The sequence below is a fragment of the Vibrio frigidus genome, from assembly GCF_042465995.1.
GTDB lineage: Bacteria > Pseudomonadota > Gammaproteobacteria > Enterobacterales > Vibrionaceae > Vibrio.
The window spans coordinates 57,528-72,821 of sequence record NZ_JBCDMC010000009.1; the positions used below are offsets into that span (position 1 = coordinate 57,528).

9 protein-coding genes and 1 tRNA gene are annotated in these 15,294 nt (G+C 41.7%); 6 read left to right on the forward strand and 4 right to left on the reverse strand.

Going from position 1 to position 15,294, the window contains the following annotated elements; genetic code table 11:
• Positions 1 to 123 precede the first annotated feature (123 nt).
• The gene (locus tag AACW90_RS16165) at positions 124 to 9,117 is read left to right on the forward strand and encodes a CHAT domain-containing protein (protein WP_390236474.1); all 8,994 of its coding nucleotides are present in this window, start codon (positions 124 to 126) and stop codon (positions 9,115 to 9,117) included.
• Here AACW90_RS16165 and AACW90_RS16170 read toward each other — a convergent pair.
• Entirely contained in the window at positions 9,067 to 9,282 is a 216-nt protein-coding gene (locus tag AACW90_RS16170; protein ID WP_390236476.1) for a hypothetical protein, read from the reverse strand. The two genes, AACW90_RS16165 and AACW90_RS16170, sit on opposite strands and share 51 nt — an antisense overlap.
• Before the next feature lie 20 nt (positions 9,283 to 9,302).
• Here AACW90_RS16170 and AACW90_RS16175 point away from each other — a divergent pair.
• The 4 genes from AACW90_RS16175 (at position 9,303) to AACW90_RS16190 (ending at position 11,810) form a co-directional block, all read left to right on the forward strand.
• Positions 9,303 to 9,377 (forward strand) — tRNA-Gly (locus AACW90_RS16175).
• A gap of 499 nt (positions 9,378 to 9,876) precedes the next feature.
• On the forward strand, positions 9,877 to 10,368 hold the full coding sequence (locus tag AACW90_RS16180) for a DUF2798 domain-containing protein (protein WP_390236479.1): 492 nt from the start codon (positions 9,877 to 9,879) through the stop codon (positions 10,366 to 10,368).
• 71 nt (positions 10,369 to 10,439) lie between these two features.
• Entirely contained in the window at positions 10,440 to 10,754 is a 315-nt protein-coding gene (locus AACW90_RS16185; RefSeq protein ID WP_390236482.1) for a DUF3861 domain-containing protein, read from the forward strand.
• Between the two features lie 159 nt (positions 10,755 to 10,913).
• A complete protein-coding gene (locus AACW90_RS16190) occupies positions 10,914 to 11,810 on the forward strand; it encodes an SDR family oxidoreductase (RefSeq protein WP_390236485.1) in 897 nt (298 codons plus the stop codon).
• Positions 11,811 to 12,098: 288 nt separating this feature from the next.
• On the opposite strand, the gene AACW90_RS16195 is transcribed toward AACW90_RS16190, so the two are convergent.
• From AACW90_RS16195 to AACW90_RS16205, 3 genes are all read right to left on the reverse strand, one after another.
• Entirely contained in the window at positions 12,099 to 12,473 is a 375-nt protein-coding gene (locus AACW90_RS16195; protein WP_390236794.1) for an SDR family NAD(P)-dependent oxidoreductase, read from the reverse strand.
• Positions 12,474 to 12,633: 160 nt separating this feature from the next.
• On the reverse strand, positions 12,634 to 12,855 hold the full coding sequence (locus tag AACW90_RS16200; protein ID WP_390236488.1) for a hypothetical protein: 222 nt from the start codon (positions 12,853 to 12,855) through the stop codon (positions 12,634 to 12,636).
• A 41-nt stretch (positions 12,856 to 12,896) separates the two neighbouring features.
• Positions 12,897 to 13,601 carry a pirin family protein gene (locus AACW90_RS16205; RefSeq protein WP_390236490.1) on the reverse strand — a complete coding sequence of 235 codons (705 nt, stop codon included), beginning with the start codon at positions 13,599 to 13,601 and terminating at the stop codon, positions 12,897 to 12,899.
• A 126-nt stretch (positions 13,602 to 13,727) separates the two neighbouring features.
• On the opposite strand from AACW90_RS16205, the gene AACW90_RS16210 reads away from it, so the two are divergent.
• Positions 13,728 to 14,633: a LysR family transcriptional regulator gene (locus AACW90_RS16210; RefSeq protein ID WP_390236493.1), complete on the forward strand. Its 906-nt coding sequence runs from the start codon at positions 13,728 to 13,730 to the stop codon at positions 14,631 to 14,633.
• Positions 14,634 to 15,294: the final 661 nt, after the last annotated feature.

Consider the following 15,294-nt stretch of genomic DNA (forward strand, 5'->3'; position numbering starts at 1 on the left):
TCTAAAATGTTAATTTTGTAATGTATACTATCAGTTAGGACGACTATGGAGAGTTCGACCTATCTATTCTAGTGTTATGAATGTGATGCACTGCCAGCCTGTTTTTTATGACAAGGAAAAGTTATGTCCAAACGCTTCGTTTTTTTACTGTTGCTTCTCCCGTATTTATGTCTTTCTATAGCCAATGCAAACTGGCTTGAAGATTTACATGATGGAGGTGTTTTATCTGCAGAGAAAGCCATAAAAAGTGGCGCTGATGTAAACGCGTACAGTGAAGAGTTTGGCGCCTATCCTATCCATGTTGCACTGTACTCTGAAAGCCTCGACGCCTTAGAGATGGTTGCGCATTACGGTGCAGACCTTGAAACAGAGAATGAAGATGGTCAAACCGTTATGATGCTTGCGCTTGAGTTTGGTGATCTAAATATCGTCAAGTTGTTGCAAAGTCTGGGGGCGAAGCTTGATGTCGATTCAGGTAGTGGTGAATCACCACTTTATTATGCTGTGCTTTCAGGTAATGCTGATTTGGTTTCCTGGCTCATTCAACAAGGATATGATGTTAATAAAAGCAGTGCATTGAACTGGAATGTATTGGATAGCCTAACCGCAATGGAGGACGAATATCCGGATCCGTTATTGGCGAAAACATTAGTAGCCGCAGGGCTTGATTCAAAACTGCGTTCGAATGAGGGGTATTCACTGCTGCATTGGGCGGTTCTTTATGAACAAAATAACCTTGTTGAGCAGTTGATCGAGCAAGGCTATGACCCGTTAGAATTGACCTATGAGGATGAAACTGCCTATGAGTTTGCGCTTTACAGTGACAGCGATGAAACCAGTCTGATCCTGTATCAGGATATTCAATCGCGGTTAAATAATGCAGAGAGCAACCTAACTCAAGATCAGATACGCACATTAAAGAACGAACGATTGAGACTTGCGATCAGCATTAACGAAGAAGAGGCATTTAGACACTATTTTACCAAAAAAGATCTTGAATATAGAAGTGCCGACAATTCAAGTCTACTTCATTATGCCGTGATCTTTCACCGTGTTGAAATTACCCAGTTTTTACTCGAACAAGGGGCCGATTTACAGGCAACGAACCATTACGATGATACCCCTTATGCCGCCTCAAGATACGATGAAGATAACCTTGTCGTGCCTGTCATAGTGAAGGCTATTGGTGAAAATGGTCCTAAAAAACTTAGAGTACAGCTCGCGGAAGAGTATTTATACGATGGACAGGTTGAACGATTTTTAGTCTTAAGGCCGTATCTTACACCGGATGAAATGAGTCTATTGGGCTTTGAAATACTGTTCAGTGACACAGAAGAGGGCCTCACTGTTTGGTTAGAATATGCGGTCAAAGAAGATGACGTGATGCTCTCAAAACTATACCCGCTTGTGCCAGCGACTTATCAAGATGGTGAATTCCTTTCTTATCTATCTATTATCCAAGCCAACAATAAGCCTATTCCTAGCGATACTCAAATACCTATGTTGACTCGATTGCTTGAGGTGGATACAGAGCTAAATCTTGAACAGACGGCGACATATAATGCCACATTGGCAGAAGTTACAGAAAACACCCAACAACTTATTGACAATGGACATGCAGACGAAATAGTCAGTGTTTATATTCGCTATCAAGACTATAAATCCGCGTTACAATTGCTTGATCGTTTTACCCCTGTATCTCCACAGCAGCATATAGAGAGTGTATTTGATAATTTTCCAGAAGAAACAGGTGCGTTAGTCGAAGATTTGGTCTTGAAGTTGATGGGGCTTGGCGCTGATCCGACATTTAAAAATAGCCTAGGAGACCCGTTATTTTTAGATTCTGTCGGGGTTATTTCACAGCCATTATTTGATCAGATTATAAAAGGTAAAGATCTCAATGAAATGGGGTCTAATGCTGGAGTAATGCTACTCACTGCCATGATAAATAGTGCGCCTAAACGGGCTGAAGCTTTGTTAAAAAAAGGTCGGTTTCGCTACCAAGAAGAATGGAACGGATTACTAAGATTAGCCTATAACCAGGGTGACCTAGCGCTTTGTTATGCGTTGTGGTCGAAAGGAGCTTACACACAATCGATGGATAGTGAAGGACATTTTCTTATCACTAATGTTTATCAGAGTTGGTATCAAGAACCTTATAAACAGGCCATACCATTTACGGATTGGCTATCAACGAGCCGTGAATCCATCGATGTTTTAGTCAACCAAAAAGATATGTCTGGGAACCGCTTCCTGGATTATTTAATTGCAGAAAATGATAAAGAAAATATCAGGTGGCTGTTTGAACACGGTTTAGTGGTTAATGATGCGACGCTTTCTTCTTTTGCGCTGTCAAAAAATATCGAATTAGTCGCTTCAGTAATAGAAAAACTTGGCGATGAGAAACAGACCTCGCTGTTTCATTTGGCGATACAACACCGCAATGAACCTTTAATCGCTTACTTTCTAAACGCAGGATTCGACCCACTCAAGCAAAATCAAAAGAAACAAACGGGTTTTGAGATTGCAATGTACGCGGCTAACCAACCTATTTTAAACCTCTTGATGGATCACTACCCTGAGCCATCAATCAAATATTCCCCAAGCGATTCTTACTTTGACAGTGATTTAATACGGTACTGGTCATGGCTCTCAAATACGGGTCAAACGAGTACGCTACAGAGTCATCTAGAAAAGCACCTACTTAACGGTCAGCCACACCCGTTTGCCAGACACATATGGTTAACGGTTGCCATGCGACAAAACACGTTAGATAAGGACGATTTCACAATCTCTGACCCTCTGAAAGCCGCCATGGGGAAAGGGTTTGAAGCGGAACGCCTAGCAAATTTAGGTGAACGTGATGAGGCGATTGAACAGTATCTTTTGGTAGAACCAACGGAACACGATCTGTGGCTTGTCCATGAAATTGCCGATCTTTATATTAACGCGGACGAGCAAAAAAAATCGTGGGATGTATTAGAAACGGGTATAAAGCTTTCACCAAACTTTTGGCAATTCAGTTGGCGCTATTTCAGTAGCAGTTGGCTCAATAATGAAACCTTTAGAGCTCGAGCACAGAAATTAGTGGATAGTCCGCAGTTGAAAGGCTCGCTATTTAGTCAATATGGGCAAGCTGTACTTTCTGCGAGATCGATTAATCCTATTGACCTACAAGAGCTTAAAGATAAGTGGTATCAGAAAACGCACGACGCTAGGCTCCTTACTTCTATGGGGTATTTATATTCTACTGGTGGTTATTTAGTGGAGGCGAAAGCGGCATTTGAACAGGCCGTGATGAGTTACCCTTTCTATAGCAACTGGGGCAAGTATGTCGAAATTATCGCAAAAACAGGGGATTACGCTTTAGTTGAAAACCAAAATGCATTGAAGGCAAATTGGTATGACGAAGAGCAAGAGAGCCGATTGGTTCGACAGCAACGCTACAATGGACAAGCCTTTTTGAACGCTGGAGATAAAGGCAAAGCGCATCAAGTTTATAATGCGTTAGTTGATGAAAATTCACTTTTTTTGGGCTATTACCTTGCCGAGCTTGAACGCTCTGATGATAGACATCTTCAAGCAATTAAAGCACTAGAGCCTCTTATCGGTAATGACGATTTTGATGCAAGTGACTGGAAGAACATCGTTAAAAGTTACAGTGAAATAGGGGAAACCGCTCGTGCGATTGAACGGTTTGAACAAGCACTAGTAACCATCCCATATCCGACTATTTCCCTATATCTAGAAGGTCTAGATCTATACAAATCCGCTCAAATGACGGCAAAGTATGAGCGACTTCTCACCCAATCGCTTGAGATCTATCCTCGTTCTATTGGATTACATAAAGAATCCATTCTGGCCTTTTTAAATAAGAAACAATATATAGAAGCGGTCGATCAAGGTCTGAGCCTGATCAATCAGTGGCCTGAAGACAGCGGTGTTATGAAGACGTTTTATCAAGCACTGGTATCGGCCCATGATGCGAAAATCGCACAGCAGCGTTTTTTTGATAGGGCAAAGGAGCAGCCATGGAACCACGCTTTGTGGCGCTTTGTCGCATCTAAATCCGACAAACCCGATTTGGTTTGGCAACAATTACAGGCAAACCCAGCTTACGCCACATCAGCCTTGCGTAAAAGGATGGATATTGCGACAGGCAATAAAGACTATGAGTTAGCTAGCCAACTTCTTGCTCAGATACCCGATGTTGAAGGGACATTGAATGAGTCGTTAGAACTGCAACTGTCTAAGATTTGGTTGGTTGCACAAAAGAGCCGAGAGACCAGATTGTCCAACGATGAACTAAATCGTTACTTGTCAGAATGGGACCAATACCGCGACAATTTTGCAAGCCTCAGTAATTACTACTATTACAAACGCGATTTACTGTATTCAATGGGCCGAATTCAAGAAGCCGCAGATGTTATGAAGCAGTACAGTGAACTGAATAAAGATAGCACCAAGATATATCATCAACTGGCGGCTCGATATTCCGAGCCACTTACCTCACAAGATGTATACGGTTATGGTTATCGTATGATCCAGCGAAACCCTTATAGTGCTTCACATATTTCATCGTTTGTTAATCGTGCGCTTTATTGGGGACAGGGTTCCGCGGTTATTGCATTGCAGGTTATCGAAGAGGCGAAACAGCGGGGTGTTTTTCTAAACAAAAAATGGGAAGAAAAAGCACTCAGTGATCTGGGAGACAACCTAGCTGGATTTCTTGGTTATCGACACGACACCGCTATTTCAAATTCACTGCGTTATATTGGTTGGTTTGATATGGCACGGGAATCGGCATTAGAAGAAAAAGGAAATCAGGTCCGATATCGATTTGAAGGAGACCAACCGGAAGTTGAGATCATATTGCCTAGTGGAGAAGTGCTTGTTCGTCGAGACGATGCAACAAAAGGTAAGATGGTTTTTCTTGGACGTGGGGCAACGTTCATCAAAGCGGAATACAACAAAAATGGTAGCTTAACTCAAGTCGAAGATTCATCTGGTGAGGCGGTAAGCCTTCATTATGATGTTCATGAAAACATAATCAAAATGGTTTCATCTGTTGCTTCGTTGCAGCTTCAATACAATAAACGAGGGAAGCCAATTGAAATTGAACTGTTAGGGTTAGGAAAACTGACCATTACCTATGACAATAATAATGAAATACTGAATGTAAACAGTGTAGGTGAAGGCAATAATTTAGCCTTGAATATTACTCAATCGTTTCAAAAACTCACTTCATTAACAAAATCGCTCGGTGATGCTGCAAACAATTTTGAACTGCCTGACATTAGTGTTCAGGATGAAATGCAAGAGCAGTTGTACAACCGATACCAAGAAACGCCGAGTGGTTCTGAGCAAGAAAGAAGAGCCGCTCTAGATTATGCGTTGTATCTATTTGAACACAGTGATTTAAACCAAGACAATGTTGATAAAATAACCAATCTAATGGAAGGTATCTTTCAAGCATCCGTCGATACTGGTAATACAAATGTGGCTACGGGTGAAGCCATTGTTTTGTGGCATAAGCTCAAGAGCAAAATCCGACCATACGGTGTACCCAAGAGTGATTATCAATTAAGTCAGCAGATGAAGCTTTGGATGCTGGCAAACCGTGATAAAGAAAATGAGTTGAGTGGTCTTAATGAAACACTGAGTAATATCAAAGTTACTGAACTAAAAACACAAAATTGGATGGAAGGAAATGCGCTGAGTAATTCAGGGTATTGGTATCGAGAAGCATTACCTGAGTTATTGAGTATACCTTCTGATGCCTCTGATATTTCCAGTATGGTTTCTCTAGAAAATGGTGAGGTTCTGCTAGGCACATCCCAAGGTTTGTTGCTTCGTAGACACAATTTTTGGAGTTGGTTTGTCTATGAAGGCATCGCCCAAAAATTTATTCGAACAGGAGAGCAACCCGATGCCTCTCCTCGTACCCACATTAATGACCTTAAAGTGTCGGCAGATGGCGTGATTTGGGTTGCGACAAATGGCGGTTTATTTGCCATTGAAAAAGAGGATGCGGTAAGGCGCTGGAGTGGGGTAAATGATGGTATGCCTGACGCTTCTGTCGCTCATATCCAGACGAGTGCCAATACCGTTTGGGTTGCGATTAAAAATCAGATTTTCAGTATTGAACGCGCCAGCCACGTGGTTGCTTTTGAGGCAGAATATTCATCCCAGATAGATGCATTGCAAAGGCTACCAGATGGAAACTGGTTAGTTCACTCCGCAGACTCCCTTGCCTTGTTGCAGGGCAACAACAGTCAATCCGAAGAAGACAAAGCAGAAAAGACGCTAGCGAATGGTGTGGAGCATTTTCTTTGGCAGCAAAATAAAGGTCAACTATGGTGGTGGAATGGCTCGGTATTAACTCAGGCGCGATACCAACGAGGTCAGTTTGATGAGGCATCGGTTATCGCTGACAAATCGCTACTACCAATGAGCAAAAAAATTCATGGCTTACAATGGCTTGAGATCCCGACTCTGGGTAGAAAGCCTGTAGTGTTGACCGATCAGGGAATGGCGATCTGGCATCAAGATAGTTTCAACATGTTGTCGTTACCCTACGAAGAATTAAGAGGCGGATTAGACATTGGCCCATTGGCTGTGGTCTCTTCGCAGCAAGATTGGACGCTTGTTACGGAGGAAGCGGTTTATCAATTTACGCCGTCGAGAAGCCAACGATTTAACGACGTGGGAAAGGTGCGTGACTTACTCTATATTCCCGAAATGGGCAGGACTTTTGCGGCCAATGGGCGCGACATCATGACCTTCTATGAAGGTGACGACGGTCAGCTCGAATACGATTATTTTGCCAGTTTAAATGCTCGGATTTTAAGGCGTGATAGTGCTGGCAACATGATTACTCACTCAGGAAGTAGGGTGATAAGAGTGAATAGCCTCACGGAAGAATACGAGGAGCTATTCACTGCATCAAGCGATGATGAGTCTGGTCGTATCGCCGACATCTATGTAGACAAGGATGATTCGATTTGGGTTGCGGCTGGTGCGGATCTTTTCCACTGGCAAGACGGTACATTGGCGCGATTCAATTATTATGTCGACCCTGTTGCATTCCCAGCTCGAAGCAATATGTTGGCGCGTGTATTCAGGGATGTTCGAGGTACACTTTATGTGGTCGCTTCCGATGAAGGGCATCTGAATTATAAAGGCGTTAGCTTAGCGGGTGGGCTATTAGAGTTAACCGAATCCGGCTTTACGCGAGTGAGTCTAAAAGAGAAACCAACGTGGTTTGCAACCGCTTATACGCCGATCAGTGATAATACAGCCATCATTTCTACAACAGGCAGTTTTGCTCTGGATAGAGAAGGAGAATGGTCTTCTTACAGAAGCGCAGGTGACGTTAGCTATAAAGAAATGTCGGAACAGATCAAAATGCTCTACTTGGGCGGAGCGGGCGCCAAATTACCTAGCGATAAAGCGTGGTTATTTCCGTCGGCTGCTGGTGTCGTCATTTACTATCAAGGCCAATGGCTATATCCAGATAGATTGAATCAATTGTTGCCGGATGACCAAAAATTGGGTCAGTATGGAGCACGGGTGATCCACGCCATCTCTATTGATGACAAAGGGAGAGTTTTTGTTGGAACGGACAGAGGCGTGTTGCTATACAAAGCGGGTAACTTAGCCTCGCTTCTTAGCGACCATAACCGTGGACAACAGGCTTTTGTTAGTCAAAATAATGAGATACAAAGCGAGCTGAATCACCTCTTTCTCGATAACATTCCAGAAGGCAGTGAGCAGGGCGAGTTGATTGCCGATTATCAGAAATTACAAGCTCGTCTCGAACAATTAGAGAACCAGCTAGAAGAAGATACATTGAAGGCAGAGCCGACCACATTGGAGACCAAAACCGCGAACAGTGAATTTACCTCTGTTGATAAGAAGAAACTGCAAAAAAGCATCAAAAAAGAGCAACGAAAAAGGCAACGATTACTCGCAAACTTAGAACGAGATCATCCAGCGCTTTTCCAAATGCTTCGGCTTGATCCTCGTGAAATAGGTTCAATGCATGAGCGGTTGGATGAAAACCAAGTGCTGCTTCAGTTTATACCGTCGCCGGATAAGTTGCTGACGCAAGTGGTTACACAAGAGGGTGTTCGTATCATCGAAATTGATGTGTCGGATCAAGAACTAAACCGCCATGTAGATAATGCCATTATCGGTTTGCGTCAAGGAGCCTTTACGCTTGATACGATAAATGTGGCCACCAATATTGAGGTTCTTGTTAAGCAAAGAGGCTTTATAAAATCCGCACCGAAAACGAGTACGGGTGTAAATCAGAGTTTGGCTTGGCTTTACGACAAACTGTTAAGACCGGTAGAAGCCGACATGAAAGGCAAGGACCAAGTCTACGTCACGCCAGTTGGTAAGCTAAATTATCTGCCTTTTGGTTCTCTAATTAAAACTCAGGAACCTACCCTAGAGTATGCAATAGAGAAATACAATATCGGAGTACTACCGTCACTTTATCATTTCAATCTGGTCATGAATGACGAAGCGTCGTTGAGCGATACGGCGTTATTTATTGCTGACCCAGATGGGTCGCTACCCGGAGCGAAACAAGAGGTAGAGAACATAGCGTTACTCTACAAAGATAACGCGGTGGTGTTGCAAGGAGATGAAGCAAGCTTAGAGGATCTAGAAGAGATATCCATGGACAGCCGAGTGATTCATTTTGCTACTCATGGGATACTGGACTCTGAAAGCGCAGCCGATAGCTACCTTATTATGGCGAATGACGAACAACTGGGTGTTATCGATATTTCTGTAATGGATTTGTCTGAAACTGACATCGTTGTATTGTCTGCATGCGAATCGGGTATTGGTACCAAAGGGCTTGAGTACGCTTCCTTGGCAAGGGCTTTTGCCCATGCAAAAGTGCCTTCTATTGTGGCGAGCTACTGGCAAGTGAACGATGAGGCAACGTCAGAATTGATGCAGATCTTCTACAAAGAAATTCAAGACCCAGAGATCAACCTGTTTGCGGCTATGGCAAATGCACAACGAGCAATGATTAGCCGTGGTGGCGTTTTAGCCAATCCGTCTGCGTGGGCAAGCTTTAGCGTATTTGGTAAGCCTTGATACTCGAGAAAGAGGCAGCCAGACGGGATGCACAACAGCAATACCAGTTGATATCATGCCCTTACATGATGCCAAATCAATCGCTTTGTTTAAAATTAAAGCAACCGATTGAGTTTTATTGAATTTATCGTGGTTTGGGCTTCCATTTTCTGTTCGCTGTGGCATTATAACCCCCTCAACGATGTGCGTGCATCGTATAATGGCTATTACCTCAGCCTTCCAAGCTGATGATGTGGGTTCGATTCCCACTGCACGCTCCAAGTTGTCTCTTCTTGTTCTACCAATCCCAATTATTTGAAAATTAACCACTTTGTTGTGGGTTTTTGTGTGTCTGTTATCTGTACAATTTTGGTTTTTATCATCTTAATATGGACCCGGTGAGTACTGTCAAGTTAACCGGTGCTATGGCAGTATTCCAAGATGAGCTTATATAAGAGATATTGATTTCCCCTCTGATATTTTCAACATGTCGTGCCGAATTTTAAAAAAAATTGAAGAACGGATGCCTTTGTTACATCGCGTAATATCATCGCTAGTTAAGAGATAATTTACGGGGAAACTGACCTTCAGTTTAGTTAAGTTGACAGTATCTACAAAAGGTAAAAAATGATGTCGATGAATAAATTTCCCAGAAAGATCTCCCAAACACCTACTTAGACGAAACGTCTTTTTAAGCACATGGTTGACAATATCAACCATTAATATTATAGTTGATATTGTCAACTTGTTTGGCGATTTTGTTTAAATCTGGAGAATAAGATGAATGTACAGCTTACTATGTCTGACTCAGTAATCGAGTCAAAGAAGACACCATTGTTTCATAAAATTTTAGTTGTTTCCGTAATGATGGTGTTAATGGGAGGAACACTGACGGGTGTTATGACTTATATGAATGCAGGTTATAGCTCGACTTTTTTCTTTAATTGGTTACGCTCATTTTTGACTGCAGCGGTTGTTGTGATGCCTGCTGGTTTTTTTATAATGGTATTAATGACCAAATTAACTGAAGCCGTGTTACCCAACCTTGACGAGAAAGGTCGTAACATTGCTGTTGGATTCATGATGGCTTTAATCATGGAGTCAGGGATGGCATTTGTTACCACACTTAATAATATAGGTCTAAGTAATTTCGATACCTTTCTATCCGCTTGGCTTCACGCAGTATTGGGAGCACTTCCTGTTGCGTTAGTCCTTATGACTTTTGTTTCCATTACGATCAAACCAAAAGTTGAAAAACTCTTGAGAAGCTAACGATATTGCGTTTAGTCGATTGATCCAGTTTGAACAATGATGGCTCCATCATACACAGAAGGTAAGAGTTTATGATCCCTAAAATTAGAAAAGATAGATGCTATCGAATTACTGTAGAAGAAGTGAACAGTGATCATGAAACAATAGAAACTCTACAACTTGAATTGGAAGACCGAGAAAATTTATTCAAGGTTGTCGAAACCCTTAAAAAATCTAGTGGGCTTGAAGAAAATGAAGCGACTAAAATTGGAGTAGCACTACGTTTACTTGGTCCGGTTATGATAAAAAATGGAAAACACCCGTTATTTGTTAATTTTAGGCCTCACTTCAAAACGTTCATGCAGGACCTAAAAAGTACAGTTAAATCAGCGGGTAAAGAAGGCTGATACATTGAGTATGCTATATGATTTGAGGAGAGACGATGTGCTCTCTCTTGCCAAGGACATGTCTTGTGATTGGTAAGCTCGCCAAATTATACGAGTAGACAACTACATAGGTATTCAGAATAAGATGTAAATCCTACGTTTGAATTCGAGGAATTTAGAATGAAAATTGCAATTACCGCCGCAAGCGGTCGATTAGGTTCAGCGATAGTCGAGGCCACGGTAGCATTGACATCAAAAGAAAGCGTAATAGCACTTGCTCGTACACCTGAAAAAGCAAAACATCTAGGTGTAGAAGTAAGGCCGGGTGACTACAATAATATCGAACAACTTGAACAGTCATTGCAGAATGTGGATACACTTTTACTTATCTCTGGAATGGACGCTCCCGATAAACGAATTGGTCAGCACCGAAATGTGATTGAAGCGGCAAAAAAAACAGGAGTGAAGAAAATTGTATACACTAGTGTACAAGGAGCTGAAGAGAACACAGCGTTTTCACCAGTTATTCAGAGTAATCGACAAACTGAACAAGACGTTCGTGGATGTGGGCTAGAATGGGTCATTGGGCGTAATGGTATCTACATTGAACCGGACATAGAATTTATTGATAGCTATAAAATATCTGGTGGTATTTCTAACTGTGCAGGTGAAGGAAAATGTGGATACACCACTCGTTCTGAGCTCGGTTATGCTTATGCACGTATGCTTACTGAAGAAAAACACAATGGTCAAACTTATAACTTAAACGGCGAGGCAATCTCTCAAGCCCAACTAGCTAGTTATATGAACCAGGCTTTTGGCACTGATCTCATCTTCACATCGATGAGCATCGATGATTACCGCGAAGAACGTACTAGTGAATTAGGTGATTTCATTGGAACCGTTATCGCAGGCATCTATCAAGGTATTTTGGAAGGCGCCGCCGATAATCCAAGTAATTTTGAGCAAGCCGCTGGCCGCCCTCATATCCATTGGAATGATTACTTCAATAGTATCAAATCGAATTACATTTGTGTTACTTCGTCCGACCTAAATACTGAAACACAGCTAAAATAAACGGCATAATAAGGATACTGTCTAGTTAAATAATGCTATGGCAGTATTCCAAGATGAGCCTATAGAAAAGACATTGATTTTCCTCTGATATTTTTCTACATGCCGTGTGGTTGTATTACCGTTTTAACCTGAATTTTCGAGATGTATAAGAGCTTTAAGCTGAATGAGGCATTACCGTTAGTTACGAAACTATTCGGTATTGGTGTAATAAATTTGGGTGTTATAGTAAGCGTTTGAAGAAAAATACTGGTCAGTTCGGCGATATCTGGTTCATTGATGAAGTGTTTGTCAATATTCGAAGTGAGAGTCACCAAGATCACGTGCTAGCCCCTTTGTAAACTCTATCAGTGCCGACTTACTGAGACTATATAGACTGGCTCCCGGCATAGACACATGTTCAGCTAGGTTACTGCCGATTGAGATAATTCGATCACCTTCCCCTATATGAGCAGCCGCAGCTTGAGATGCAAAAAATACAGCTCGCACGTTAACATTGACTGTGTTATCAAAATCATTCAATGTCAGCAATTCAATGGGTTTCACGACAAAAATACCGGCATTGTTAACTAGGATATCAAGTTGACCAAACTCAGCGGCCGTTTTATCTACAGCCGCTCCATTCCTCTGCTGCCGCCAGTCACTAATGCTGCCTTGCCCTTTAATTTACTCATGTTGAATTCCTAGTTGTTGTAATGTCTTCTTTCAGAATAAACAAACGACAGCATAGAAATAGCATCTGCTAAATCACCACTCGCTTGCTTGATAAAACTATTTAATAATGTGTTATGCCTAACTGTAAATTCACGGCATAAATGAAGCTGTATTAATCAGGTTTTTTGTTACGTAATAAAATCAAGTTAGCTATTGGCGCAACTACATAAGAAATAATAGGTACAATGATCCCAACAGATGCGATTACATTGACCCACTTATTGTCGGGTAGAAATAACTTGAGAAAGTCAGGAATAAAATAAACTAAAGGTACTAAGGTTAAAAATGTAATCAGTGTCATAACATGCTGATTACTCTGCGGGCAATTATTCATGCTGTACTCCTTATTTAAATCACCAATATGGCCAGAAAGATTCAAGTTTGTTGACTAATTACAAGCATGTGTAAATTTTTCTTAGCAATTATTACGGTATTTTGACTTCGGACAAGATCGCCCTCTTCAGCAGGATGCATACACTTTTCACCACTGACATGCGCTTCAGTAAATGTGCCTTTCCCGGTAATTACATAGGTTAGTTGTTCACCAGCTAACGCCATGCTTTTACCCGCTTGCAAATGAACAATGTCAATGACAGTAGTGCTTGCAAAGGTTTCTGATTGGGATTTGTCCCCACCATAAATTCTGGTCATTCCATCTAGCTTAGGTGTGTAAAATTTATAAGCTGCGCGCTGCCCTTTTACCTCTGGCAATGCCCACACCTGCAGCATTCTGTTTTTGCGTTTATCAGGGTTAATTTCGTTATGTTCAAAACCTTCCCCACCTGCCCGTTGTACCTGTACATCTCCCGCGGCCAGATCCTTACCGTGCTCCAGCGAACCTTCATGGCTGACTCGCCCTTTAATAATCACAGAAATAACATCAACCTCACTATGAGGGTGCATGCCGGACTCTCCCTTAGGTTGATATTGAGCATCCGCGAGATAAACCATGCAACCGAGTCCTTCCCACGTTTGCGGCTCTTTATGGCGGCCGAAAATACGGCTGTCAGTTACTAAACGGTGCTCTTTAATACCGGCAAAACCCCCTAATAATAATGAATCTCTTGATAAGATTTTCATGACTAACTCCGTTGAAGTATTTGTTTTCTTAGTTGATGAGGCCATCTTATGGAATATGTATTGTTTAATAAATAGTCTTAATTTAAAATGATAATTCCATTTACAACAACAATAGAGGTTCACTTTATGGCTGGTTCAATAGACTTAAATGAGATGATGTTGTTTATCGCCGTTGTTGATGCCGGCAGTTTTACCTTAGCGGCAGATCGTTTAAATATTCCTAAAGCAAATTTGAGCCGTAAAATTTCCCATCTAGAGCAGCGTTTAGGGGTAACTCTGCTAGACCGTACCACTCGTTCTCAGCATATTACTGAGGCAGGTAAACATTATTTAGCTCACTGTCGGCGCATTTATCAGGAGGTCGATTTAGCCGAAGCTTGTATTGAAAAAATATTGAATAAGGTTGAAGGCCATCTGCGTGTAAGCTCATCCGTAGGGCTGGGCCATGAAATTCTTAAACCCGTACTTGGGCAGTTCATGTTTCTATATCCCAATGTTACTCTGCAACTTGACCTGTTAAATCGCCGCGTTGATTTAATTGAAGAAGGGTTTGATCTGGTCATTCGTATCGGCAAGTTGGAAGATTCACGCTTAATAGCAAAGCGGTTAGGCACCATAACTCGTAATATTTATGTAAGCCCGAATTATTTAGCCCAGCATGGCCACATAGGATCACTCGAGCAACTGGGTAAATGTGATTTTTTAATGATGAGCAGTGCTCAATATTGCGGGTGTTTATTATTAGAATCGGGAGAAAAGCAGCACGTGTTTAATTTGGCACCTAAAATGATCGTGGATGATTATGTAATCCTAAAAGAAATGGTCGTAGAAGGTTTAGGCGCGGCAGTTATCCCGAATTATATGTGTCAGCAAGAGCAGGAAAATGGAACACTGGTGCAGATACTACCAGACTGGGGTATGCCGGCTGTCGATGTCTATGCCCTTTACCCCAAGCACAGGCTCAATATTCCCAAGATAAAAGTCTTTATGGACTTTATTCAGGCGGTATTTAATCAAAGACTGACAGGCTAAATATAAATTCACTTTCCTTTAATCCTCGTTAGTTACAGGTGAAATGATTAAGTAAATCTGGCTATGCTATTTTTTCTAGGTTGCTTAGCTTCGCGCGCTAAGATACTTCAATGAGAAAAATGCCACGTTCGCTGATTCCCGTTTACGAGCGTTAAAGAGCGAAATATGACGCTGGTAGGAATTCAATCGCACGTGCTGGCTTGAGATACTTTAACGGTTCTTCGTACAGTTCCAGCATTTCAAAACCTAAATAATTAATGGCTGTTTCAGATAAAAAAAGTACACCTAATGTAGTTAAATCATAGGATAATTAGGTAGTAGTACTTTCTCACAATGAAATAATTACTTAAAATAGGTGGGACCAATTCTGGAAGTGATTCTACAATAAATGATTTATGGTTGATGATGAAAAATATGCTTTAGGCCTTGATATCAAAGGGACTAAGGGATGCAAGGTCTCAAGTGGCGTAAACAATAGGTACAGTGTAATCCTTCCAAGCTGATGATGTGGGTTCGATTCCCACTGCACGCTCCAAGTTGTTCCTTCTGTTCTACCAATTCCAAGGTTTTGAAAATTAACCACTTTGTTGTGGTTTTTTGTGTGTCTGGAAGCTAACTAATGGTCCTCCAGAATAGTATTGTCAACTTATGTGCTAGCGAC

Coding starts and splice junctions, on each gene's coding strand:
- AACW90_RS16165 (WP_390236474.1), top strand. CDS start 124: ATGTCCAAACGCTTCGTTTTTTTACTGTTGCTTCTCCCGTATTTATGT.
- AACW90_RS16170 (WP_390236476.1), bottom strand. CDS start 9,282: ATGCCACAGCGAACAGAAAATGGAAGCCCAAACCACGATAAATTCAAT.
- AACW90_RS16180 (WP_390236479.1), top strand. CDS start 9,877: ATGAATGTACAGCTTACTATGTCTGACTCAGTAATCGAGTCAAAGAAG.
- AACW90_RS16185 (WP_390236482.1), top strand. CDS start 10,440: ATGATCCCTAAAATTAGAAAAGATAGATGCTATCGAATTACTGTAGAA.
- AACW90_RS16190 (WP_390236485.1), top strand. CDS start 10,914: ATGAAAATTGCAATTACCGCCGCAAGCGGTCGATTAGGTTCAGCGATA.
- AACW90_RS16200 (WP_390236488.1), bottom strand. CDS start 12,855: ATGAATAATTGCCCGCAGAGTAATCAGCATGTTATGACACTGATTACA.
- AACW90_RS16205 (WP_390236490.1), bottom strand. CDS start 13,601: ATGAAAATCTTATCAAGAGATTCATTATTATTAGGGGGTTTTGCCGGT.
- AACW90_RS16210 (WP_390236493.1), top strand. CDS start 13,728: ATGGCTGGTTCAATAGACTTAAATGAGATGATGTTGTTTATCGCCGTT.